The 20,287-nt window shown below is 65.6% G+C and carries 24 protein-coding genes, 1 tRNA gene and 1 pseudogene; 16 read left to right on the forward strand and 10 right to left on the reverse strand.

Annotation, left to right across the window (positions count from 1 at the left end; translation table 11 throughout):
• Positions 1-49 precede the first annotated feature (49 nt).
• Positions 50-931 carry a LysR family transcriptional regulator gene (locus EYB42_RS02720; protein ID WP_135447928.1) on the reverse strand — a complete coding sequence of 294 codons (882 nt, stop codon included), beginning with the start codon at positions 929-931 and terminating at the stop codon, positions 50-52.
• Between the two features lie 61 nt (positions 932-992).
• Here EYB42_RS02720 and EYB42_RS02725 point away from each other — a divergent pair, with 61 nt between their 5' ends.
• From EYB42_RS02725 to EYB42_RS02755, 7 genes are all read left to right on the forward strand, one after another.
• On the forward strand, positions 993-1,784 hold the full coding sequence (locus EYB42_RS02725; RefSeq protein WP_135448002.1) for a S49 family peptidase: 792 nt from the start codon (positions 993-995) through the stop codon (positions 1,782-1,784).
• Positions 1,785-1,970 (forward strand): hypothetical protein, encoded by a 186-nt coding sequence (locus EYB42_RS02730; protein ID WP_135447931.1) that lies wholly within the window; start codon positions 1,785-1,787, stop codon positions 1,968-1,970.
• Positions 1,967-2,740, forward strand: coding sequence for an SDR family oxidoreductase (locus EYB42_RS02735; RefSeq protein ID WP_135447933.1), 774 nt, complete (start codon positions 1,967-1,969; stop codon positions 2,738-2,740). Before EYB42_RS02730 ends, EYB42_RS02735 begins: the two co-directional genes overlap by 4 nt.
• A gap of 300 nt (positions 2,741-3,040) precedes the next feature.
• The gene (uvrC, locus tag EYB42_RS02740; RefSeq protein ID WP_135447936.1) at positions 3,041-4,897 is read left to right on the forward strand and encodes an excinuclease ABC subunit UvrC; all 1,857 of its coding nucleotides are present in this window, start codon (positions 3,041-3,043) and stop codon (positions 4,895-4,897) included.
• A gap of 107 nt (positions 4,898-5,004) precedes the next feature.
• Positions 5,005-5,670 carry a CDP-diacylglycerol--glycerol-3-phosphate 3-phosphatidyltransferase gene (gene pgsA, locus EYB42_RS02745; protein ID WP_135447938.1) on the forward strand — a complete coding sequence of 222 codons (666 nt, stop codon included), beginning with the start codon at positions 5,005-5,007 and terminating at the stop codon, positions 5,668-5,670.
• Positions 5,670-5,915 carry a molybdopterin converting factor subunit 1 gene (gene moaD, locus EYB42_RS02750; protein ID WP_135448004.1) on the forward strand — a complete coding sequence of 82 codons (246 nt, stop codon included), beginning with the start codon at positions 5,670-5,672 and terminating at the stop codon, positions 5,913-5,915. The genes pgsA and moaD overlap by 1 nt, the downstream gene beginning before the upstream one ends.
• 2 nt (positions 5,916-5,917) lie before the next feature.
• On the forward strand, positions 5,918-6,355 hold the full coding sequence (locus EYB42_RS02755; RefSeq protein ID WP_135447940.1) for a molybdenum cofactor biosynthesis protein MoaE: 438 nt from the start codon (positions 5,918-5,920) through the stop codon (positions 6,353-6,355).
• On the opposite strand, the gene EYB42_RS02760 is transcribed toward EYB42_RS02755, so the two are convergent.
• The 3 genes from EYB42_RS02760 to EYB42_RS02770 form a co-directional block, all read right to left on the reverse strand.
• Complete coding sequence (locus EYB42_RS02760; protein WP_135447942.1) at positions 6,342-7,355, reverse strand: P1 family peptidase; 1,014 nt, start codon at positions 7,353-7,355, stop codon at positions 6,342-6,344. The two genes, EYB42_RS02755 and EYB42_RS02760, sit on opposite strands and share 14 nt — an antisense overlap.
• A gap of 11 nt (positions 7,356-7,366) precedes the next feature.
• A complete protein-coding gene (locus tag EYB42_RS02765; RefSeq protein ID WP_135447944.1) occupies positions 7,367-7,558 on the reverse strand; it encodes a hypothetical protein in 192 nt (63 codons plus the stop codon).
• 62 nt (positions 7,559-7,620) lie between these two features.
• The gene (locus EYB42_RS02770) at positions 7,621-7,956 is read right to left on the reverse strand and encodes a TFIIB-type zinc ribbon-containing protein (RefSeq protein ID WP_135447946.1); all 336 of its coding nucleotides are present in this window, start codon (positions 7,954-7,956) and stop codon (positions 7,621-7,623) included.
• Between the two features lie 233 nt (positions 7,957-8,189).
• Between EYB42_RS02770 and EYB42_RS02775 the strand changes: the two genes are divergently transcribed.
• Positions 8,190-9,398, forward strand: coding sequence for an aminopeptidase P family protein (locus EYB42_RS02775; protein WP_135448006.1), 1,209 nt, complete (start codon positions 8,190-8,192; stop codon positions 9,396-9,398).
• A gap of 157 nt (positions 9,399-9,555) precedes the next feature.
• Entirely contained in the window at positions 9,556-10,455 is a 900-nt protein-coding gene (locus EYB42_RS02780) for a L,D-transpeptidase (RefSeq protein ID WP_394346480.1), read from the forward strand.
• On the opposite strand, the gene EYB42_RS02785 is transcribed toward EYB42_RS02780, so the two are convergent.
• Entirely contained in the window at positions 10,442-10,783 is a 342-nt protein-coding gene (locus tag EYB42_RS02785; RefSeq protein WP_135447950.1) for a cupin domain-containing protein, read from the reverse strand. The genes EYB42_RS02780 and EYB42_RS02785 overlap by 14 nt on opposite strands.
• A 149-nt stretch (positions 10,784-10,932) precedes the next feature.
• Here EYB42_RS02785 and panB point away from each other — a divergent pair, with 149 nt between their 5' ends.
• The gene (gene panB, locus EYB42_RS02790; RefSeq protein WP_135447952.1) at positions 10,933-11,763 is read left to right on the forward strand and encodes a 3-methyl-2-oxobutanoate hydroxymethyltransferase; all 831 of its coding nucleotides are present in this window, start codon (positions 10,933-10,935) and stop codon (positions 11,761-11,763) included.
• The gene (gene panC, locus EYB42_RS02795; protein ID WP_135447954.1) at positions 11,760-12,599 is read left to right on the forward strand and encodes a pantoate--beta-alanine ligase; all 840 of its coding nucleotides are present in this window, start codon (positions 11,760-11,762) and stop codon (positions 12,597-12,599) included. The genes panB and panC overlap by 4 nt, the downstream gene beginning before the upstream one ends.
• A 10-nt stretch (positions 12,600-12,609) precedes the next feature.
• On the opposite strand, the gene yidD is transcribed toward panC, so the two are convergent.
• Genes yidD through rpmH form a run of 3 tightly spaced genes read right to left on the reverse strand, consistent with a single transcriptional unit; the run spans position 12,610 to position 13,432 of the window.
• Positions 12,610-12,867, reverse strand: coding sequence for a membrane protein insertion efficiency factor YidD (yidD, locus tag EYB42_RS02800; protein WP_135447956.1), 258 nt, complete (start codon positions 12,865-12,867; stop codon positions 12,610-12,612).
• On the reverse strand, positions 12,864-13,298 hold the full coding sequence (gene rnpA / locus EYB42_RS02805; RefSeq protein WP_240783938.1) for a ribonuclease P protein component: 435 nt from the start codon (positions 13,296-13,298) through the stop codon (positions 12,864-12,866). Before rnpA ends, yidD begins: the two co-directional genes overlap by 4 nt.
• Positions 13,298-13,432 carry a 50S ribosomal protein L34 gene (gene rpmH / locus EYB42_RS02810; RefSeq protein WP_103259146.1) on the reverse strand — a complete coding sequence of 45 codons (135 nt, stop codon included), beginning with the start codon at positions 13,430-13,432 and terminating at the stop codon, positions 13,298-13,300. The genes rnpA and rpmH overlap by 1 nt, the downstream gene beginning before the upstream one ends.
• A gap of 231 nt (positions 13,433-13,663) precedes the next feature.
• On the opposite strand from rpmH, the gene EYB42_RS02815 reads away from it, so the two are divergent.
• From EYB42_RS02815 to EYB42_RS02830, 4 genes are all read left to right on the forward strand, one after another.
• The gene (locus tag EYB42_RS02815) at positions 13,664-14,413 is read left to right on the forward strand and encodes a TVP38/TMEM64 family protein (protein WP_135447959.1); all 750 of its coding nucleotides are present in this window, start codon (positions 13,664-13,666) and stop codon (positions 14,411-14,413) included.
• A gap of 1 nt (position 14,414) precedes the next feature.
• Complete coding sequence (locus EYB42_RS02820; RefSeq protein ID WP_135447961.1) at positions 14,415-15,827, forward strand: dihydrolipoyl dehydrogenase family protein; 1,413 nt, start codon at positions 14,415-14,417, stop codon at positions 15,825-15,827.
• Between the two features lie 97 nt (positions 15,828-15,924).
• Positions 15,925-17,265: a sensor histidine kinase gene (locus tag EYB42_RS02825; protein WP_135448011.1), complete on the forward strand. Its 1,341-nt coding sequence runs from the start codon at positions 15,925-15,927 to the stop codon at positions 17,263-17,265.
• A 48-nt stretch (positions 17,266-17,313) separates the two neighbouring features.
• Positions 17,314-17,390: transfer RNA gene (locus tag EYB42_RS02830), tRNA-Arg, on the forward strand.
• Positions 17,391-17,587: 197 nt separating this feature from the next.
• Here EYB42_RS02830 and EYB42_RS02835 read toward each other — a convergent pair.
• Positions 17,588-18,727: a GNAT family N-acetyltransferase gene (locus EYB42_RS02835; protein ID WP_167850900.1), complete on the reverse strand. Its 1,140-nt coding sequence runs from the start codon at positions 18,725-18,727 to the stop codon at positions 17,588-17,590.
• 364 nt (positions 18,728-19,091) lie between these two features.
• Between EYB42_RS02835 and EYB42_RS02840 the strand changes: the two genes are divergently transcribed.
• The gene (locus EYB42_RS02840) at positions 19,092-19,775 is read left to right on the forward strand and encodes a GNAT family N-acetyltransferase (protein WP_135447965.1); all 684 of its coding nucleotides are present in this window, start codon (positions 19,092-19,094) and stop codon (positions 19,773-19,775) included.
• A 410-nt stretch (positions 19,776-20,185) separates the two neighbouring features.
• Here the strand turns inward: EYB42_RS02840 and EYB42_RS02845 are convergent.
• Positions 20,186-20,287: pseudogene (locus EYB42_RS02845) on the reverse strand (IS5/IS1182 family transposase); the annotation flags it as partial.

A 20,287-nucleotide genomic window follows, 5' to 3' on the forward strand; every position in this document is an offset into this window, starting at 1 on the left:
GATTGATAGGAATATCAATTCAGATATGCCGTCAAACAATAGAGAGCATCTATCGAAAGCGGCGGACTGCCTCATCCAGCAGGGCCTGAAGGATCGGGGTCTGCGGGTCGCGGCGGGCGGTGATCAGGCCCACCGTGTGCTCGGCTTCGGGTTCGACGATCGGGATCGACACCAGTCGTCCGTCGGCCACGAACATGTCGGCCAGCTTTTTCGGCACGATGGACGCCCATCGGCCGGTCAGCACGTGCGCGACCAGCGCCATGGTCGAGTTCGACTCGATCATGGGCTGGGCGATCACCCCGGCCTCGCCAAGGTGCTGGTTCACGATCCGGCGGTTCTGCATGTCCGAGGTCAGAAGGCACAGCGGCACGGTTGCCAGATCGCCCCAGGTCACCTGCCGGCGCAAGGCGATTTCCGACCCCGGTGCGATGAGCAGCCGGTAGAATTCGGTGTAAAGCGGCACCTGCGACACCCGGCCGAGCGGTTCGTTGTCCAGGTAGGTGATCCCCGCCTCGAGGTCGAGCGCCTCGATCCCGGTCAGGATCTCGATGCTGGTGCGCGACAGGATCGACACCCGCACGTTAGGATGCCTTTGCGTGAAGGGCCCCGTCAGGTCGGCCACCATCGGCAGGGCCGTGGGGATGACCCCGATCCGCAGGTTGCCCGACAGGCCGGAACGCACGACGCGCATCTCGTCCTTCAGCGCGCGGACATCACCGACGATCTTCAGCGCCCGATCCAGCACCCTTTGCCCTTCCGGTGTCAGGCCCTGAAACCGGCTGCCGCGAAAGACCAGCTGCACGCCCAGCTGGTCCTCCAGTTGCCGGATCGCACTGGAGAGCGACGGCTGCGTCACTCCGCAGACCTCGGCAGCGCGGCCGAAATGCCGTTCCTTGGCCAGCGCGATGAACATTTCCAGCTTGTCGATCATGCGCCAGACCCTGCCGCGCGCCGCCCTTGCCCGCAAGGCCCTTACCGCTTACCTCTGGCCCATGCGCCTGTTCATCCCCTTTCTGCCCAGACCGTCCATTGTTCCGGTGATCCGCCTTGGCGGCACCATCGGCATCGGCGCCCGCAGCCTGAACGACGAGGCTTTGGCCCCGCTGATCGAAAAGGCCTTCCGCATGAAGCCGGCAGCGGTTGCCTTGCAGGTGAATTCTCCGGGCGGGTCGGCGGTTCAGTCCAGCCTGATCGCCGCGCGCATCCGGCGGCTGGCGGATGAGAAGAAGGTGCCCGTCCATGCCTTTGTCGAGGATGTGGCGGCCTCGGGCGGCTACTGGCTGGCCTGCGCGGCGGATGACATCTGGGTGGATGAAAGCAGCATCGTTGGCTCGATCGGTGTCATTTTTGCCAGTTTCGGCTTTCCTGAACTGATGGCGCGGCAAGGCGTGGAACGCCGCGTGGTGACGGCAGGAAAGCACAAGGTCCTTGCAGATCCCTTCCTGCCCCAGAAGGCCGAGGACGTCGAGCGGCTGAAGGCCCTGCAAGCGCCGATTCATCAGGCCTTCATCGACCATGTGAAGCGGTCGCGCGGTCAGCGGCTGAACCCGACGGCGGACCTGTTCAACGCCGACATCTGGGTGGGCCGGCAGTCGGTGGACCTTGGGCTGACCGATGGCGTGGCGCATGCGGTGCCGAAGCTGAAGGCGCTTTACGGCGACAAGGTCAAGGTGGTCCCGCTTGGCCGAAGGCGCAGCCTGTTCCAGCGCCTGGGTCTTTCGCTGGTCGCCGAAACCCTGGGCGCGGCAGAGGACAGGGCGCTCTGGGCGCGGTATGGGCTCTAGATGCTTCTGAAGATCATCATCGTCTTTCTGGGCGGCATGGTGCTTGTCGCCATGATCGGGCGTGTTCTCTTTCCCGGCGCCCTGCCCAGGGTGCTGCGAAAGAAGTCGGCGCCCCCTGTCTGCGCAAAATGCGGACGCTATCTGATCGGCCGCAAGACATGCGACTGCGGAGGCAAGGCGGGATGACGGCACTGGTGACGGGGGCAGGACGGCGGCTTGGCAGGGCCATGGCGCTGTATCTGGCGCAGCGCGGGCATGACGTGGCCGTGCATTACGCCACCTCGGGCGACGAAGCCGAGGCGGTGGCACGCGAGATCCGCGCCATGGGGCGCCGGGCAATGTGCTTCCACGCCGATCTTCTGGTCGAGGCCGAGACGCAGGCCCTGGTTCCCGCCGTGACCGCTGCGCTTGGTCCGCTTACGGTGCTGGTCAACAATGCCTCGATCTTCGAATACGACCGGATCGACACCGCGACCCGCGAAAGCTGGGACCGGCACATCGAATCGAACCTGCGGGCACCCTACGTCCTGACACAGGCCTTTGCCCGCCAATGCCCACCTGCCACCACCGACGAGCATGGCGAGCCGCTGGCGCAGGGCCTGATCGTCAACCTGATCGACCAGCGCATCCTGAAGCTGACGCCGGAGTTCTCGACCTATACCATCGCCAAGATGGGGCTCTGGGCGCTGACCAGGACTGCGGCGCAGGGCCTGGCGCCCCATGTCCGCGTCAACGCCATCGGCCCGGGCCCGACCCTGCAAGGCGCCCGGCAAAGCGCGGCGCACTTTGCCCGCCAGCGTGCGGCAACCGTTCTGGGCCGCGGCGCGAACCCGGCAGACATCACTGCGGCGCTGGGATTCTTCATGGACAGCCCCGCCGTCACAGGGCAGTTCATTGCCATCGACGGAGGCCAGCATCTGGCCTGGCAGACCCCCGATGTCCTGGGCGTGGAATAGCCCGTCAGCCTGATATGACGCGAAGTTGTCCACTTCTCACGCCCCATTCACGAGACTGTCATAAAAGCCGTGAGATTTCAGGGATTTGCTTTATGCATGAAAATCTTTTCTTTGTTTTCAAAAGGTTGAAATTGTGCCCAAAAATTAGGCAACCTCACGAAACCGGCCTGAATCCGCGGAAAATCGGCCCTGCACGAAACTTCTCCGCATAGTTATCCACAGAAACCGTGGACAGCTTTCCCCTTGCCTCCGACCCCGGTTCGGTGCAGCCCTGACCCGAGAATCGACCGACTGTAAACCATGGACGACAAACCCCGCAGCGGACACGAGGTGATCCAGGATTACCTGAAGACGCTCGACGGCAGTCCGGGTGTCTACCGGATGCTGAACGCAGCTTCCGAGGTGCTTTATGTCGGCAAGGCGCGGAACCTGAAGGCGCGGGTGGCCAATTATGCGCGGCCTTCGGGACATTCGGCCCGCATCGCCAGGATGATCCACGAAACGGCATCAATGATGTTCCTGACCACGCGGACGGAACTTGAGGCCCTGCTTCTGGAACAGAACCTCATCAAGCAGCTGAAGCCGCGCTACAACGTGCTTTTGCGCGACGACAAGAGCTTTCCGAACATCCTGATCTCTTCCGAACACCGCTTTCCACAGATCAGGAAGCACCGGGGCAAGAAGTCGGAGAAGGGCGCCTATTTCGGCCCCTTCGCCAGTGCTGGTGCGGTGAACCGCACGCTGAACCAGCTGCAGAAGGTGTTCCTGCTGCGGAACTGTTCGGATTCGGTGTTCGACAGCCGGACACGGCCCTGTCTGCAATACCAGATCAAGCGCTGTTCTGCCCCCTGCGTCGGCAAGATCAGCGAACAGGCCTATGCGGCCCTTGTCGAGGACGCCAAACGCTTCCTGCAGGGCAAGAGCACCTCGGTTCAGGCAGAGCTGGCCCGGCAGATGGCCGAGGCGTCGGAGGCCATGGAATTCGAACGCGCCGCGGCGCTCCGCGATCGGATCCGCGCGCTGACCCAGGTGCAGCAGAGCCAGGTCATCAACCCTCAGGGCGTGGCTGAGGCGGATGTGGTCGCCCTGCACCTGGAACACGGGCAGGCCTGCGTGCAGGTCTTCTTCATCCGTGCAAATCAAAGCTGGGGCAATCGCGACTTCTACCCCAAGACCGGCGCCGGCGCAGAGGCACCGGAGATTCTGGAAGCATTCCTCACCCAGTTCTACGACGACAAGGACCCGCCGCGGCTGATCCTCCTGTCGCACCCGGTGGACAATCCCGATCTGGTGGCCGAGGCCCTGTCTGCCCGCGCCGGACGCAAGGTCGAGCTGGCCGTTCCCCAGCGCGGCGAGAAGGCCGAGCTGGTGGCGAACGCGGCCAGGAATGCCCGCGAAAGCCTTGCCCGCAGGATGGCCGAGTCCTCCACGCAGAGCCGGCTGCTGCAGGGTCTGGCCGAGGCCTTCGACCTTGACGCCCCGCCGCGGCGGATCGAGGTCTACGACAACAGCCACATCCAGGGTGCCCATGCCGTGGGGGGAATGATCGTTGCGGGGCCGGAAGGTTTCCTGAAATCGCAGTATCGCAAGTTCAACATCAAGTCCGAGGCCGGGGCGAACTCCGACGACTTCGGCATGATGAAGGAAGTCCTGACCCGCCGCTTCGAGCGCCTGTTGAAGGAAGACCCCGAGCGCAAGACCGACATGTGGCCCGACCTCCTCCTGATCGACGGCGGTGCGGGGCAGGTGTCGGCGGTGGCCGAGATCATGGCCGAGCTTGGGGTGGAGGACATCCCGATGGTCGGCGTCGCCAAGGGTATCGACCGCGATGCGGGGAAAGAGGAATTCCACCGCCCCGGCGAACGCCCGTTTGCGTTGCAACGGAACGACCCCGTCCTCTACTTCATCCAGCGCCTGCGCGACGAGGCCCACCGCTGGGCCATCGGCGCCCACCGCGCCAAGCGGGCGAAAGCGGTCAGCGCCACGCCGCTGGACGACATCCCCGGCATCGGCGCCGCGCGCAAGCGCGCCCTTCTTGCGCATTTCGGGTCGGCAAAGGCTGTCGCCCGCGCCGGGGTGGCGGACCTGCAGGCGGTCGACGGCATCTCGGAAGCGATGGCCAGGACCATCGCCGCCTATTTCTCGGCAAAGGGATAGGGACAGGCGCGGGGTGGCGGAATCCGGGGTGATTGACGTCGGAAATCGTCGCGCTGCAGGCCCGGAAAGCACTTTCCCCAGTCCTTCCCTTCGTCTACGACTTGCCCATGACCTGGACGATCCCGAACTCTCTGACTGTCCTGCGCTTGCTGGCGGCCCCCGGCGTTGCGGTAATGTTCCTGTATTTCCATCGCCCCTGGGCCGACTGGTTCGCTCTGGCGCTGTTCATCGGGGCCGCCCTGACCGACTGGTTCGACGGGTATCTCGCCCGGCTCTGGAAGCAGGAATCCAAGTTCGGCGCGATGATGGACCCGATCGCCGACAAGGCGATGGTGCTGATCGCACTGATGGTCATCACCGGTTACAACGGCATGAACCCGTGGCTCATCCTGCCCGCGACCGTCATCTTCTTCCGCGAGGTATTCGTCTCCGGCCTGCGCGAGTTTCTGGGTGCCAAGGCAAGCCTGCTGAAGGTGACGAAGCTGGCCAAATGGAAGACCACCGCCCAGATGCTGGCAATCGCCGTTCTCTTTCTGGGAACCGGCCTTGACTACCTGAACGTGCTGGCGCTGGAGGGGATGACGCCCGAACAGCACATGGAGGCTGTCGCCGCCGGCGAGGCCGAAGCAATCCGCACCTGCGGCAACCGCGACTGCGCCTCATACGCCAACCTGGCCGGAATTGCCCTTCTGTGGATTGCGGCCTTCCTGACCCTGATCACCGGCTGGGAATACTTCGCCAAGTCGATGCCCTACCTGCGGGACGAAAAATGATCGAAGTGCTCTATTTCGCCTGGGTCCGTGAACGGATCGGCGTGCCCCGTGAAAGGGTCGAAACCACGGCCGCAACCGTTGCCGATCTGGTCGCCGAACTTCGGGGCCGGGAAGACCGCTATGCCGCCGCCTTTGCCGATACCTCTGCCCTGCGGGTGGCGCTGGACCAGGGGCTGGCCGATTTCGATGCCCCCCTTGCCGGGGTGCGCGAGGTAGCCTTCTTTCCGCCGATGACGGGCGGCTGACAATGCGGGTCGCGGTCCAGTCGGCTGCCTTTGACCTTGGGGCGGAAGTCGCGGCCTTTACCGACAGCGTCATCGGGGCCGGGGCGGTTGTGACCTTCACCGGAATCGTGCGCCCGGATGGCGGGCTGACAGCGATGGAAATCGAGCATTACCCCGGCATGACCGAAAAGGCCATTTCGGACATCGCCGCCCAGGCCGTGGCGCGCTGGGCGCTGGCGGATGCGCTGGTGATCCACCGCTACGGCAGCCTGAAACCGGGCGAGGCGATCATGATGGTCGCCACCGCAGCCCCGCACCGGGCCGACGCCTTCCAGGCGGCCGAATTCCTGATGGATTACCTGAAATCCCGCGCGCCCTTCTGGAAGAAGGAGATCCGCGCACAAGGCGAAGCCTGGGTCGCGGCCAGGGACGAGGACGAAGCGGCGCTCAGACGCTGGTGAGGCCTGTGCCGGTCATGCCGAAGCGCGACCGCCAGCAGGGCTGGATGTCACCCGGCACGGGCCGGGCCAGATAGACTGCGCGCGCTATGGCACGGGCCAGGCAGGTGGCGGCGGCATGGCCGATCTGGAACAGGTCGGTCAGCTCGTCCCGCATGGCGCGTGCGCCGGTCGCGGCAGCGAAGACCAGATCGCCATCCAGCAGCGTATGCGACGGCACCAGCGCCCGGGCAATCCCGTCATGGGCGGCAACTGCCATGCGTCGGGCCTGCGCCCTGGTCAGCGCGGCATCGGTGGCGACGATGGCAATGGTCGTGGCCTCGCCCAGCCGCTTGGCGGGCAGTGGCGCCTCCTGCGCGGTGACCGGCGCGGGGCCCAGCCCACCGAACTCGGCGCCTTCCTCGAAAGGTGCCGCCCAGAACTGCGGCCCATCGCCCACAGTGGGCGCTCCCAGCGCATTGACGGCGACCAGAGCCCCCACCGTGATGCCCGAGGGCAGGACCGCCGAGGCTGACCCCAGGCCGCCCTTCAGCCGGCCCGTCATCGCGCCGTAACCCGCCCCGGCCGTGCCAAGGGCAAATGCCGCATCCGCCGCCTCAAGTGCCCGGCGGCCCAGCGCCGGATAGGGGCTTTCGGCCCAGGCCTTGTCCCCGCCGTTGAGAAGGTCGAACAGGATCGCCCCCGGCACGATGGGCACGCGCACCGGGCCGACCGGAAAGCCCCGGCCCATGACGCGCAGGCCGTCCATTACGCCCGTGCCTGCATCCAGCCCGAAGGCCGACCCGCCAGACAGGAACAGCGCATCCACCTTCTGCACCAGCCGGTCCGGGGCCAGCAGATCGGTCTCGCGCGTGCCGGGCGCGCCGCCCATGACATGCACCGCGGCAACCATGGGACGGTCGGCGGTCAGCACGGTGACGCCCGACCGCAAGGCCGCGTCATCGGCATTGCCGACCCGCAGGCCCGCGACATCGGTGATCAGGTTCCGGGGGCCGGGGCGCATGGCGTCAATGATCAGCCAGGGGCACGGCGCGCGGCGCCCGGCCGTCCGGGCACCTGGTCAAGGCCTTCGTCTTCGGTCCGAATGCGGTTTTCCGCGAAGGTGTTGACATGGGATCGCGCCTTGTCGCCGATCGGGACACCGTCAGGATAAAGCAGCATGCAGGCCGCGGCCAGTCGTGCCGATGGGCCGGGGCTGCTTTTCATGCGTGTGTCCGTCGCTGGCAGCACCCCCGGAGCGACGCAGTCGCCGACAAGAGGCGCAGGTATCAGAAATCGAAGATGTCGGACAGAAAGCTGTCGCGGCGCTTCTTCTTGTAGCCCCTGCGATAATCGTCGTCATCATCCTTGTGGCGGCGGCGGTCGTCGTCGCTGTGGTGCGGCGCGCGCGGTTCCGGCTGGTAGATCGGGCCAGCCTGCTGCACGTTCGGGGGTTGTGGTGGCACGGGGGCCGGCGCCTGCGCCACCAGGCCAAGCGAGCGATCGATGATCTTGTCCAGCTCGCCCCGGTCCAGCCAGACACCGCGGCACTTCGGGCAATAGTCGATCTCGACCCCGCTACGGTCGGCCATCACCAGGGTTTCTCCGTCCACCGGGCAGCGCATCTGTCACTCCATTTTCTGCGTCGCGCTTTAGATGGGGTCGCAAAAGCGGCCAGCAAGGGTCGCAAAGGCGCTTGCGCGAAATGTTGCGGGCGCACATAGCCGACATGAGCCGTGGCGATGGCGTCGCCACAGGGGCCGCGGCCCCGACGCTTGCGGGGAACCGCTACCGTCCTGAACGCCGGGACCTTTCGGGGTCCTGACGTGGCCCCGCAGCAATGGGGTCTGACATGGAACTGATCCGTCCCGAACACTATCGCTATCACAACGGACCGGGGAAGGACGCCCTTCCCTTCGCCGACGAGGAATACCATGACCGCCTTGCCGGCCTGCACGACATCATGGAGATGCACGGGCTGGATGCGGTGGTGCTGACCAGCATGCATAATGTCGCCTACTATTCCGGCTTCCTCTATTGCAGCTTCGGTCGGCCGTATGCCTGTGTCGTGACGAAATCCGATTGCGTGACGGTTTCGGCGGGTATCGACGCGGGCCAGCCGTGGCGGCGATCGATCGGCGACAACATCACCTATACCGACTGGAAGCGCGACAACTTCTGGCGCGCCGTGGTCAGCATCACCGGCGAGGGCAAGGTCATCGGCTGCGAGGCCGACCATCTGACGATGGAGCGGGCCGAAAAGCTGAATGCCTTCCTGCGCCCGAAGCGCGGGGTGGATATCTCGGCCGCGACAATGGAACAGCGGATGCGCAAGTCGCCGGCCGAGATCGCGCTGATCCGGCATGGGGCCAACGTGGCCGATGTGGGCGGCTATGCGATCCGTGAGGCGGTCAAGGCAGGCGCGACCGAGCTGGAAATCGCCATGGTCGGCCGCGACGCGATGGAGCGCGAGATCGCGAGGCGCTTCCCCGATGCCGAATACCGCGACACCTGGGTGTGGTTCCAGTCGGGGCTGAACACCGACGGCGCGCACAACCCGGTGACGAACCGCAAGCTGCAACGCGGGGACATCCTGTCTCTGAACTGCTTTCCCATGATCTCCGGCTATTACACCGCGCTGGAACGGACGATGTTCGTGGGCGAAGTGGACGAAGCCAGCCTGAAGGTCTGGGAAACGAACATCGCCGCGCACGAATACGGGATGAGCCTGCTGAAACCCGGCGTGTCCTGCGCCGAGGTCACCCACAAGATCAACGCCTTCCTGGCCGAACGCGACATGCTGCAGTATCGCACCTTCGGCTATGGCCATTCCTTCGGCGTCCTAAGCCACTATTACGGTCGTGAGGCGGGGCTGGAACTGCGCGAGGATATCGAGACGGTGCTGGAACCCGGCATGGTGATCAGCATGGAACCGATGCTGACCATCGCCCATGGCCAGCCGGGTGCCGGCGGCTACCGCGAGCATGACATCCTGGTCATCACCGAGGACGGGGCAGAGGACATCACGCACTACCCCTATGGCCCGGCCTTCAACGTGGTGGGCTGACCGAACGCCGCGCCTGGCGGCCCCGGAATCGGCAGAAATCCGGTTCCGGGGCCGCCCTGTCGCGCAAGATTCGGAAAAATATACGGATTCGGGCTTGACGCAGGCGGTTTGCCATGGCGCAAGCTGGCACAGCTGCCACCAAACCCGAGTCTGCCAAGTGTCCTTGTCTGTTGCCCGGATCGTCGCGATCCTTGCCCTGCCGCTGCTTGCCGCCTGTGCCGGAAACCCCACGCCGTCAGAGCCTCCGGTCGTCCCGGGGTATGAAGGCGTCCAGGACGGCGAATTCTTCATCGAACCGGTGCCGGCGCAGTATCTGACCGGCGACAACCGGCGGGCCGAAGTAGCCTATGCCGGGGACGAGGCGCCGGGGACCATCGTGGTCGACATCTTCACCCGCAAGCTCTACCTTGTGGGCGAGGGCGGCACGGCCACGCGCTATCCCATCGCAGTGGGCCGCGAGGGGCTGTCGTTCAAGGGTACCGGCGTGATCGGGCGCAAGGCGGAATGGCCGCGCTGGCAGCCGACCGCAAACATGGTGCGCACCCGGCCCGACCTTTACGCCGCCTATGCCGGCGGACTGCCGGGTGGCCTGATGAATCCGCTGGGCGCGCGGGCGCTGTATCTTTACCGCGGTGGGCGCGACACGATGTTCCGCATTCACGGCACCTCTGATGCCGCCTCGATCGGCGCGGCAACCAGCGCGGGCTGCATCCGGCTGTTCAATCAGGACATCATCGATCTTTACAATCGCGTCCCGATCGGCGCGCGGGTCAAGGTCCGGACCGAGGCCGAAAGCCTGGCCATCGAAGGCCCGCAGATGATCGACGCCTTCGGCCGCGTGGTTCCGGCCACGCCCGAGAACATGGCGAAGAAGGAGCGCGACCTGGCCGAGATCGCGCGCAAGGCCGAAAAGGACCGCGAGGCAGCCCGGATTGCCGAAGAAAAGCGACTTGCCGCCTGCGCCCGCCGCGGCATCGAGCCCGGGGATTGCCCGCGCCCGATGCCGGTGGATGCGACGGTCATCGTCGGCACCTCGGACACGTCTAGGTCAGGATGACATAGTCCTTCAGGGTGGTCTCGACGACCTCCCACACGCCCTGAAAGCCCGGGCGGATGATGTAGCTGTCACCAGCCCGCAGATGAACGATAGTGCCGTCATCGCCGGTCAGGATCGAATGGCCGGAATGGATGTGGACATATTCCCATTCGGTATAGGACATGCGCCACGCCCCGGGGGTGGATTGCCACAGGCCGGCATACAGGCCGTCGCGGTCCTCGATGTTCCAGGTGGTATGCACCGGATCGCCCTTCACGACCTTGGCGGGGTCCGGGCGGGCGACTTCGGGCGTGATGCCGTCGCGGGTCAGGCGTTCGACAAGGGGCATGGGGGCTCCTTTCCTCTGGCGCATTGGGGCGTCCGGGGCGGGCCGCGTCAAGCCCTGGCGGTGACGCTGCGGTGCGGCGCAATTTTGTTGCGGTTGCGGTGCGCTTGTGCCCATATGGCGGGCAGATTGCGAACCGCGAGGGACCGAAGATGAGCGCCACCTCCCCCGTCCGTCCCGTGCTGCCCCCCGACATCCGCGCCCGCAAGGGCGGTGTGCCTCTGGTCGTGCTGACGGCCTATTCCACACCTGTCGCGCGCCTGGTCGATGCGCATTGCGACGTGGTGCTGGTGGGCGATTCTGTCGGCATGGTGATCCACGGGCTGCCCTCGACCCTGGGGGTGACGATGGAGATGATGATCCTGCATGGGCGTGCCGTCGTCCGGGGCGCGCAGAAGGCGATGCCGGTGATCGACATGCCCTTCGGCAGTTACGAGGAAGGGCCGCAGCAGGCCTTCCGCAATGCCAGCCGCCTGATGGCAGAAACCGGCGCCCCGGCGGTAAAGCTGGAAGGCGGCCAGCACATGGCCGATACGATCGCATTCCTGACCGCACGCGGCGTGCCGGTCATGGCGCACATCGGCCTGACGCCGCAGGCGGTGAACACGCTGGGCGGCTACAAGGTGGTGGGCCGCGACGCCGAGGCGGCGAAGGTCATGGCCGACGCCCGCGCGGTCGAGGCCGCCGGGGCGTTTTCCGTGGTGCTGGAGAAGGTGCCGTCCGGTCTTGCAGGCAAGGTGACGCGGGCCCTCTCGATCCCGACCATCGGCATCGGCGCCGGGGTCGATTGCGATGGCCAGGTTCTGGTGGTCGATGACATGCTGGGTCTGTTCACCGAGTTCCGGCCGAAGTTCGTGAAACGCTATGCCGAGCTGGGCCGCGCGGCGGACGAGGCGATTGCCGCCTATGCCGCCGAGGTGCGCAGCCGCGCTTTCCCGGCCGAAGAACACGGTTTTCCCGACGTGCTTCCGGTGAAGAAATGATCCCGATCCTGCGGACTGTGGCCGACCTGCGCGCCTTGGCGCGGGGCTGGAAGGCACGGGGCGAAACGGTGGGCGTGGTGCCGACGATGGGCGCGCTGCATGACGGCCACCTGTCTCTGGCCCGCCGCGCGCGGGCGGAATGCGACCGGGTGATCACCACGATCTTCGTGAACCCGAAACAGTTCAACAACCCCGAGGATCTGAAGAAATATCCCCGCAACGAAGAGGCGGATGCAAGCCTGCTGGCCACGGTGCCGGTCGATGCGATCTTTGCCCCGTCGGTGGAAGAGGTCTATCCCGAGGGTTTCATCACCACGGTTTCGATGGCCGGCGTGGCACAGCCGTTGGAGGGCCACATGCGCCCGGGCCATTTCGATGGTGTGGCGACGGTGGTGACCAAGCTGTTCGGCATGTCCCTGGCGGACAGGGGCTATTTCGGGCAGAAGGATTGGCAGCAGTTGCAGGTCGTGCTGCGGCTGGTGCGTGACCTGAACCTGCCGGTCGAGATCGTGGGCTGCGAAACGATCCGCGAGGCGGACGGTCTGGCAATGTCATCTCGCAACGTCCGGCTGACGCCCGAAGGGCGGGCGAAGGCTCCGGTGCTTTATGCGGCCATCGCCCGCGCGGCCGAGGACATCCGCGCCGGCCATGCCGACCGCATGGCGATCCGCGAGGCGGCAGAAACCATGCGCGCAGCCGGGTTCGAGCGGGTGGAATACATCGAGCTGCGAGATGCCGAAACGCTGATGCCCTCGGACGATCCGCGCCGCCCGCGCCGGATGCTGGCGGCGGCCTGGATCGACGGCGTGCGGCTGATCGACAATATTCCGGTCTAGGCGACGGGTCTCAGGATCCGTGCTGCGTCCTGTCGTGTTCCGGGTCCGCGCCGGGCACCGGGTCATAGCCATGGCCACCCCAGGGGTGGCACCGGCACAGCCGGTGCACGGTCAGATATCCGCCGCGGACGGCCCCGTGCCGCTCCAGCGCCTCCAGCGCATAAGCCGAGCAGGTCGGCTGGAACCGGCAACCGTGGCCGACCCAGGGCGACAGGAACAGCCGGTAGGCCCGGACGGGCAGGGCAAGGATATGCGCAAGCGGTGTCATGCCCGGTGCACCGAGCGCAGGGCGCGCCGCAGATCCGCGCACAGATCGGCATAGGCGCGGGTCACCGTCGCCTCTGGCCGCGCGACCAGCACATAGTCCCAGCCGGGGCGGGCAAGGTCGGCCAGAACCTCGCGCGCAAGCGCCCGTAACCGGCGTTTGGCCCGGTTGCGCGTAACCGCGTTGCCGATCTTCTTCGACGCAGTGAAACCCACACGCACCGTACTGTCTCCATCCCCGCGGTCGCGGGCCTGCAACAGGAAGCCATCGGTCCCCTGCCGCCGCGCCGAAGCGCATTTCAGGAAATCGGTGCGCTTGCGCAGGACGCAAAACGAAACCGCCGGAGAACCGGCGGGTGTGGCGGCGCGGGGGCCGTTCCCGGGGTTTTCCGGCGGTATCCTGTCGCCACCCATTGCCCCCGCAGGGGCCAGCATCAGGCGGTCAGCTTGTGACGGCCCTTGGCGCGGCGGGCTGCCAGCACAAGACGGCCGTTCTTGGTTGCCATGCGCGCCCGGAAGCCGTGGCGGCGCTTGCGAACCAGGTTCGACGGTTGAAAGGTGCGCTTCATCGCGGCTCTCCGTAATTGCCTCGAACCCCGGACGGATTCGAGGGCCTCTAACTTGAAGCCCGTCCTTTACGGGCGGTTTTCGCCCAAGTCAACGCACCCGGCGCGGATTTCCTGCAACATTTCCCCTGCGATGCGCGGGAAATGCCGCAAGCCGCGCTGCGTGGGCGGATCGGGCTTCAAGGCCGCGTGATGCCCCTGTGCAATCGCGGCCGCATCGGCCATCCTCCCGACATGCAAGGACATGAGCCGACCCTGATCGTCAAGACTGCACCCAGTTCGCGCAACCCCTGGGTACGGCGTCTGCCGGTGCTAGCAATCCTTGCCGCAGCTCTGGCCGGTGCGGTTCTCCTGCGCGAACAGCTCAGCTTCGAGACACTGGCGGCGAACCGCGAGGCGCTGCTGGCCTTCCGTGATGCGCATTACCTGCCGACGGTCCTGGCCTTCATGGCGGCCTATGCGGCGATCGTCGCGCTCAGCCTTCCGGGGGGGACCGTGGCCTCGCTGACCGGGGGATTCCTGTTTGGGCTCTTCCCCGGCGTCCTTTACAATGTGACCGGGGCGACGCTGGGGGCGATCCTGATCTTCCTGGCGGTGCGCGCGGGTTTCGGCAACCGCATGGCAGCGCGCGTAGCGGGCGGCGGCGGCGGCGCGGCACGGCTGATGGCCGGCATCCGCGAAAACGAATGGTCCGTCCTGTTCCTGATGCGGCTGATCCCGGCCGTGCCCTTCGTGCTGGCAAACCTGATCCCCGCCTTCACCGGCATTCGCCTGCGGGTCTATGCCACCACGACCTTCTTCGGCATCATCCCGGCGGCGCTGGTGTTCACCTCGATAGGCGCCGGGCTGGGAGAGGTCTTCGCCCGCGGCGACAAGCCTGACCTGTCGATCGTCTTCACCCCCCCGATCCTGCTGCCGATGCTGGGCCTTGCCGCGCTTGCGGCGCTGCCCATGGTTCTCAAGGCGTTGCGCAAGGGGCGCTGAGATGCGGATCGACACCGACATCTGCGTGATCGGCGCCGGGGCAGGCGGGCTGTCGGTCGCCGCCGGGGCGGTGCAGATGGGTGCGCGGGTGGTGCTGATCGAAGCCGGCGAGATGGGCGGCGACTGCCTGAACGCGGGCTGCGTGCCATCCAAGGCGCTGATCGCCGCCGCCCGGGCGGCCGAGGGTCAGCGCCGCGGGTTCCCGGGCGTGACCGGTGTCGATCCGCGGGTCGATTTCGGCGCGGTCAAGGATCACGTCGCTGCCGTCATCGCCCAGATCGCGCCCGTGGACAGCCAGGAAAGGTTCGAGGGCCTGGGCTGCACCGTGATCCGCGCCTTTGCCCGCTTCGCCGGCCCGCGCGAGGTGCAGGCAGGCGATCATGTCATCCGCGCCCGGCGCTTTGTCATCGCCACCGGCTCGCGCCCCAATGTCCCGCCGATCCAGGGGGTGGATACGGTGCCCTTCCTGACCAACGAAACGATCTTCGCCCTGCGGGAGCGGCCGCAGCATCTGATCGTCATTGGCGGCGGGCCGATCGGGATGGAACTGGCCCAGGCGCATCGCCGACTGGGCTGCGGGGTCACGGTGATAGAAGGGGCCGGGATCCTGGGTCGGGAAGACCCGGAATTGGCTGCGGTCGTGGCCGATGCGCTCAGGGCTGAGGGAATCGCCGTCGTCGCAGGCCTGCCGGTCGTCCGTCTGGCCGGAGCCGAGGGCGCGGTCGAAGTCACACTGGCTGACGGGACGCAAGTGAAGGGCAGCCACATCCTGATGGCCGTGGGCCGCAGGGCATCGCTTGACGGGATGGGGCTGGAGGCCGCCGGAATCGCCCATACATCCAAAGGTGTCACAGTGGACGCCCGGTTGCGCACGACCAACCGCCGCGTCTATGCCGTGGGCGATGCGGCGGGCGGGCCGCAATTCACCCATGTCGCGGGCTGGCACGCGGGAATCGTGATCCGCCAGGCGGTGCTGGGCCTGCCCGCGAAGGCCGACCCTTGCGCCGTCCCGCGCGTGACCTATACCGACCCGGAACTTGCCCAGGTCGGCCTGACCGAAGCCGAGGCGCGCGCCGCCCATGGCGCAGGTCTGACCGTGGTCCGGGCGGATTTTGCCCATAACGACCGTGCCCTGGCCGACGGCAGGGCGGTTGGGCTGATCAAGGTCATGGTGGCCGGGGGCCGACCCGTGGGCGCCTCGATCGTCGGTCCGCAGGCAGGCGAGCTGATCGGCCTGTGGGCGTTGGCGATCGGGGCAAGGCTGAAAATGTCCGCCATTGCCGGGATGATTGCCGCCTATCCCACGCTGGGAGAGGTTTCCAAACACGCTGCAGGCGCCTATTTTAGCCCGAAATTGTTCGACAATCCGGCAGTAAGGCAGATCGTCCGGCTGGTGCAGCGCTGGATCCCCTGACGCCGGATTGCCAAGGTAGGTTCGGGTGACGGAACGGCGACGGGGCTTTCTCAACACGCTTTCGGGACGGTTCCTGATTCTGACCGTGATCTTCGTCATGCTGGCCGAAGTGCTGATCTTCGTGCCCTCGATTGCGCGGTACCGGGCAGATTTCCTGCTGACCCGGCTGAAACAGGCGCAGATCGCCGCGCTGACCCAGCTTGCCGCGGAAGACATGATCGCCCCGGACCTGGAAGCCGAACTGCTGAAGAACGCCGAGGTCTTCAACGTCGTCCTGCGGCGCGACGAGGTGCGGCAGCTTGTCCTTTCCTCGCCCGTGCCGGGCGAGATCCATGCCACCTACGACCTGCGCATGGCCGGCCCGTGGGAACTGATCCGCGATGCCTTTGCCGTGCTGTTCGATCCGCACAACCGCATCATCCGCGTGATCGGCTATCCGGTGCAGGAGGCAGGAACCCTGATCGAGGTGACGATGGAAACCCGCGCCCTGCGGCGCGAGATGCTGGACTACGGGTTGCGGATCCTGGTCCTGTCTGCCCTGATCTCGGTGGTTACCGCCCTGCTGCTGTTTCTGGCCGTGCAGCGGCTGCTGGTCGTGCCGATCCGCCGCGTCGTGCATCACATGCAGACCTATGCCGAGGCACCCGAGGATGCGCGCCGCGTGATCGAGCCCACCGCCGATGTCGAAGAGTTGCGCGCGGCGGAAGAGGCGCTGCAGTCGATGCAGACCCAGCTTACCGGCGCCCTGCGGCAGAAGGAACGACTGGCCCAGCTGGGCGCGGCAGTGGCCAAGATCAGCCACGACCTGCGCAACATCCTGACCACGGCGCAGCTGTTCGCCGACCGGCTGGAAGGCAGCGCCGATCCGGCCGTGGCGCGTTCTGCGCCGAAGCTGATCAACTCGATCAGCCGGGCGGTCAGCCTGTGCGAATCAACCCTGGCATTCGGCAAGGCAGAGGAGCCGCCACCGCAGCTGCGCCGGCTGAACATGGCGCAACTGGCCGCGGAAGTTGCGGAAGGCGAAGGGCTGGGAGCCGAAACCCAGATCACGTTTCTTATCGATGTGCCGCCGGGCCTGATGATCCGCGCCGATGGCGAGCAGCTTCATCGTGTGCTGTCGAACCTTGTCCGCAATGCCCGCCAGGCGATCGAGGCCACCGGCCAGCCCGGCACCATCGAGATTTCTGCCGGCGAAGATGAAAGGGATTGGTGGATCCGTGTCGGCGATACCGGCCCCGGTCTGCCGCCGAAGGCACGCGAGCATCTGTTCTCGGCCTTCCAGGGCGGCGCGCGGAAGGGCGGCACGGGCCTGGGCCTTGCGATCGCCGCCGAACTGGTGCGCGGACATGGCGGGCGTCTGGAGCTTGCGCGCAGCGATGCCGAGGGGACCGAGTTCGTCATCCACCTTCCCAAGTCGACCACGGATGCCGAGGGGTGATTTGCCCCTTGCAAACCCCGGCCCTTGGGTCTACATCGCCCGCATCGCGGACCCGTAGCTCAGCTGGATAGAGCATCAGACTACGAATCTGAGGGTCGGGCGTTCGAATCGCTCCGGGTCCGCCATTCAATCCGAAGGCCTTGGCATGATTGCCCGGGCCTTTGCTTTTTCACGTGCCCAGATCAGGCACCTGTCGCGGATGGCGGGGTCATCGCCGGGGTTCGGGTGGCCGCCAAGGATGCGCCACCCGGCGAAACCGGCCGGGTCGCGCGAAGCCTGTTCGGCAATCTCCGTGCGTGTCGCGGCACAAGCCGCAGGCGGGTCAGTCGTTCTCTGCCTTCTGCCTGACCGGACGATGGCGCCTTGAAGCCTTGGCGCGCCAATAGACAAAGGCAAGACGGCCCTTCAGGCTTCTGGGGGTCATCGTTTCCATCAGCGGGCTGCCGACTGCGCCGAAACGCTGCTTGTACGGTTCATCGCCGATGGTGAAATCGAAATAGCCGGTGAATCCGGTTCTCGGGCCGAATTCTTCGAGCATCGCGTCGAACATCAGCATGCCGGGACGATAGGTTTCCCATTCGTCGGCGGCAAAGGTCGGAAGGACCACATGATAGGTTCTGCCCCGGGTCGGGCCGAAGCACGCGGCGATCGGCGTGTCGCCCGCGCGACAGATGGTCACGCAGAGATCCAGCTGCCGTTCCGGGTTCGTCGCAACGTCATAATAGAAGCTGCGCCACACCTCGGGCGTGTCGGCGCGTCCGATGCGTCTGAACCTGCCGCGCCGCATTTCCCAAAGGATATCCATCGCCGCCTTCATTGCGCGCGGATCCCTGACATGCTCCAGGCTGAGCGGGCCATGAACGGCAATCTTCTTCTTCTGCTGGCGGATCGTTGATCGCAGTCGCGATTGCATGATGTCCTTCGACAGATCTGCCCAGGGTCGGTTCACCTCGATCCCGTAGCATTTTTCCCGCATGGCAACGACATGACCCACCTGCAACAGGGGGTTGGGCCGGTCATCAATGCGCAGCTGAAGTTTCTGGAAGTGCACCATGTCACAGCGGGGAAGCGCCCGCAGGATGTCGGTCAGGACATCGCGAACCTCATGATCGCCGATCCGGTCGTTGCGGGCCATGAGAAGCCCGCCGTAGTCGCTGACCCCGAGATCGGCGAGCGAGATGAAATTCAGCCCCTTCCAGCGGTGGCGGCAGAGCGGAAGGATCCAGACGACGCCACCTTCATCGGCGACGGTTGCGATCAGCGGCTTCGCAACGCCATGCCTGTTGGTATTTTCATACCAGGGTGCGACCCAGTCGTATGTCTGGAACACCGTGCAGCGGCCGTCGGCCTCAAGCGCGCGCCATGTCTTCTCGAGGGCGCGCCAGTCGGTGTGAAGTTCGATCTTTCGTGCCGTCGATCGACGTGTTCCCGGTGATCCGGCGTCGGTGACCATGTGGTTCATGACTGAATACTCAAGCTTCCGCGACCATTCAGGGTGCGCATCGGGCCACGGAATCGCCGACTGGCCGCGCATCCCTCGCATAAGGGACCCGTTGGCAAGAACACCCGGCCGCCCCTTTCGGGGCAACTGCCATTGCGGAAGCCAAGGACCAGCCGGACACTGTCGTTCATGCGTCACTCTGCGCGCAACTGCGTCAGGCTGCCTTGGATATCCGGGGTTTGGCAAGAGGTTTCTGGTCCAGGGCAAGGCCGGCAAAGGAAGATGTGGATAGCCCGCGCGAGCGCGCAGCTGACCGTAGGATTCTGCAGGCATTCTGCTAGGCTGCGTCAGATCGGAATTCCTGAAGGTGACAATGGGGGTGGCGATGTCAGATTCGGGCCAGATTGTCGTAAGGCGCACGCTGCACGACAGGATTTCCTGGCGCCTCAAGAAGGGCGCCTATTGCTATTCGTGGCGCTTCGGCCTGCGACGGTCGTTGCATGAGCAGTTCGAGCCCCCGCGGGCGAAGATACCGCTGCATGTGCGGCCCTTCGCCCCCGGCGATGAAGAGGCCCTTTTCGGGCACCGTCGCAACGGAACCGATCCCGCAGACGAAGTCGAGATCAGATATCGGCTGGAACATCTGGCTGCCGACATACCCACGCCATATGTGGCGGTCGACGAAACGACGGGAACGCCGTGTTACATGCAATGGCTGATGGGCGCGGATCAGAACGAGAAGATCCAGGCAAAATCCTGGGGCTTTCCCGTTCTGGCCAGCAACGAGGCGCTGCTTGAAAATGCCTATACCCCGCCTGCCTATCGCGGGCAGCGCATCATGTCCGAGGCCATGTATCTTATCGCTGACCGGGCGCGCGATTTCGGTGCCGACTATGCGTTCACCTTTGTTGCCGGCGACAACATGGCCTCGTTGAAGGGCTGCAAGCGCGCCGGCTTCGATATCTACATGGTTCACGAACGCCGGGACTATGGCTTTGGCCTGTTCACCCGAAACACTTTCACGATTCTGCCCGAGGGTGATCCGCGACTGTCGCTCCTGAAAAGCTGATGCAATCCGCCACCGCCCGCCTCGGTGAACCGTGTGTTGACCAAGGTGGATCGGCCGGTTCTGTCAGGGCGATGAAGCCTGCTGCCGCCGATTCGTCCGATATGGGGCCGCAACGCATGCTGCCGGATAATTCTTCACTGGCCGCTTCATTCTGCCGCTGACACGCGGTTTCGTTGCCAGCATGCCGGCAAAGCCGGGACAGTTTTCAATCTTGGTTTTGCAGTTCGGGAGTGGGCCACTTTCAGTGAGTGTCGGATTGAACCGGCCCTTGAACCGATGAAAATTGGGCCTCGATGCAGAATACGGGGCAGAAAACCGGCTCATGGTCTTTCGTGCCTGCGGAATTTCGTGGCGAGGCAGGTTCGCATCCTTTCCCATCCGCCCACCTAGGGTCAGGACTCGTTCTCCATTCATAGCCAGAACATGACGGTTGCGGCGAGTGCGACGGCTGAGAGGAAGACCTTTGGGCAGCGGTCATAGCGGGTGGCAACCCTGCGCCAGTCTTTCAGCCG

It is taken from the genome of Tabrizicola caldifontis (assembly GCF_004762095.1).
Lineage (GTDB): Bacteria > Pseudomonadota > Alphaproteobacteria > Rhodobacterales > Rhodobacteraceae > Tabrizicola > Tabrizicola caldifontis.

Bases quoted from the DNA above. Each gene is read 5' to 3' on its own strand.
- EYB42_RS02815 (WP_135447959.1), top strand. From the start codon at position 13,664: ATGCAAGGACATGAGCCGACCCTGATCGTCAAGACTGCACCCAGTTCG.
- EYB42_RS02835 (WP_167850900.1), bottom strand. From the start codon at position 18,727: ATGAACCACATGGTCACCGACGCCGGATCACCGGGAACACGTCGATCG.
- panC (WP_135447954.1), top strand. From the start codon at position 11,760: ATGATCCCGATCCTGCGGACTGTGGCCGACCTGCGCGCCTTGGCGCGG.
- panB (WP_135447952.1), top strand. From the start codon at position 10,933: ATGAGCGCCACCTCCCCCGTCCGTCCCGTGCTGCCCCCCGACATCCGC.
- rnpA (WP_240783938.1), bottom strand. From the start codon at position 13,298: ATGCTGGCCCCTGCGGGGGCAATGGGTGGCGACAGGATACCGCCGGAA.
- EYB42_RS02770 (WP_135447946.1), bottom strand. From the start codon at position 7,956: ATGCGCTGCCCGGTGGACGGAGAAACCCTGGTGATGGCCGACCGTAGC.
- EYB42_RS02785 (WP_135447950.1), bottom strand. From the start codon at position 10,783: ATGCCCCTTGTCGAACGCCTGACCCGCGACGGCATCACGCCCGAAGTC.
- EYB42_RS02735 (WP_135447933.1), top strand. From the start codon at position 1,967: ATGACGGCACTGGTGACGGGGGCAGGACGGCGGCTTGGCAGGGCCATG.
- pgsA (WP_135447938.1), top strand. From the start codon at position 5,005: ATGACCTGGACGATCCCGAACTCTCTGACTGTCCTGCGCTTGCTGGCG.
- EYB42_RS02765 (WP_135447944.1), bottom strand. From the start codon at position 7,558: ATGAAAAGCAGCCCCGGCCCATCGGCACGACTGGCCGCGGCCTGCATG.
- EYB42_RS02760 (WP_135447942.1), bottom strand. From the start codon at position 7,355: ATGCGCCCCGGCCCCCGGAACCTGATCACCGATGTCGCGGGCCTGCGG.
- EYB42_RS02725 (WP_135448002.1), top strand. From the start codon at position 993: ATGCGCCTGTTCATCCCCTTTCTGCCCAGACCGTCCATTGTTCCGGTG.
- EYB42_RS02825 (WP_135448011.1), top strand. From the start codon at position 15,925: ATGCTGGCCGAAGTGCTGATCTTCGTGCCCTCGATTGCGCGGTACCGG.
- EYB42_RS02730 (WP_135447931.1), top strand. From the start codon at position 1,785: ATGCTTCTGAAGATCATCATCGTCTTTCTGGGCGGCATGGTGCTTGTC.
- EYB42_RS02755 (WP_135447940.1), top strand. From the start codon at position 5,918: ATGCGGGTCGCGGTCCAGTCGGCTGCCTTTGACCTTGGGGCGGAAGTC.
- EYB42_RS02820 (WP_135447961.1), top strand. From the start codon at position 14,415: ATGCGGATCGACACCGACATCTGCGTGATCGGCGCCGGGGCAGGCGGG.
- rpmH (WP_103259146.1), bottom strand. From the start codon at position 13,432: ATGAAGCGCACCTTTCAACCGTCGAACCTGGTTCGCAAGCGCCGCCAC.
- yidD (WP_135447956.1), bottom strand. From the start codon at position 12,867: ATGACACCGCTTGCGCATATCCTTGCCCTGCCCGTCCGGGCCTACCGG.
- EYB42_RS02840 (WP_135447965.1), top strand. From the start codon at position 19,092: ATGTCAGATTCGGGCCAGATTGTCGTAAGGCGCACGCTGCACGACAGG.
- EYB42_RS02720 (WP_135447928.1), bottom strand. From the start codon at position 931: ATGATCGACAAGCTGGAAATGTTCATCGCGCTGGCCAAGGAACGGCAT.
- uvrC (WP_135447936.1), top strand. From the start codon at position 3,041: ATGGACGACAAACCCCGCAGCGGACACGAGGTGATCCAGGATTACCTG.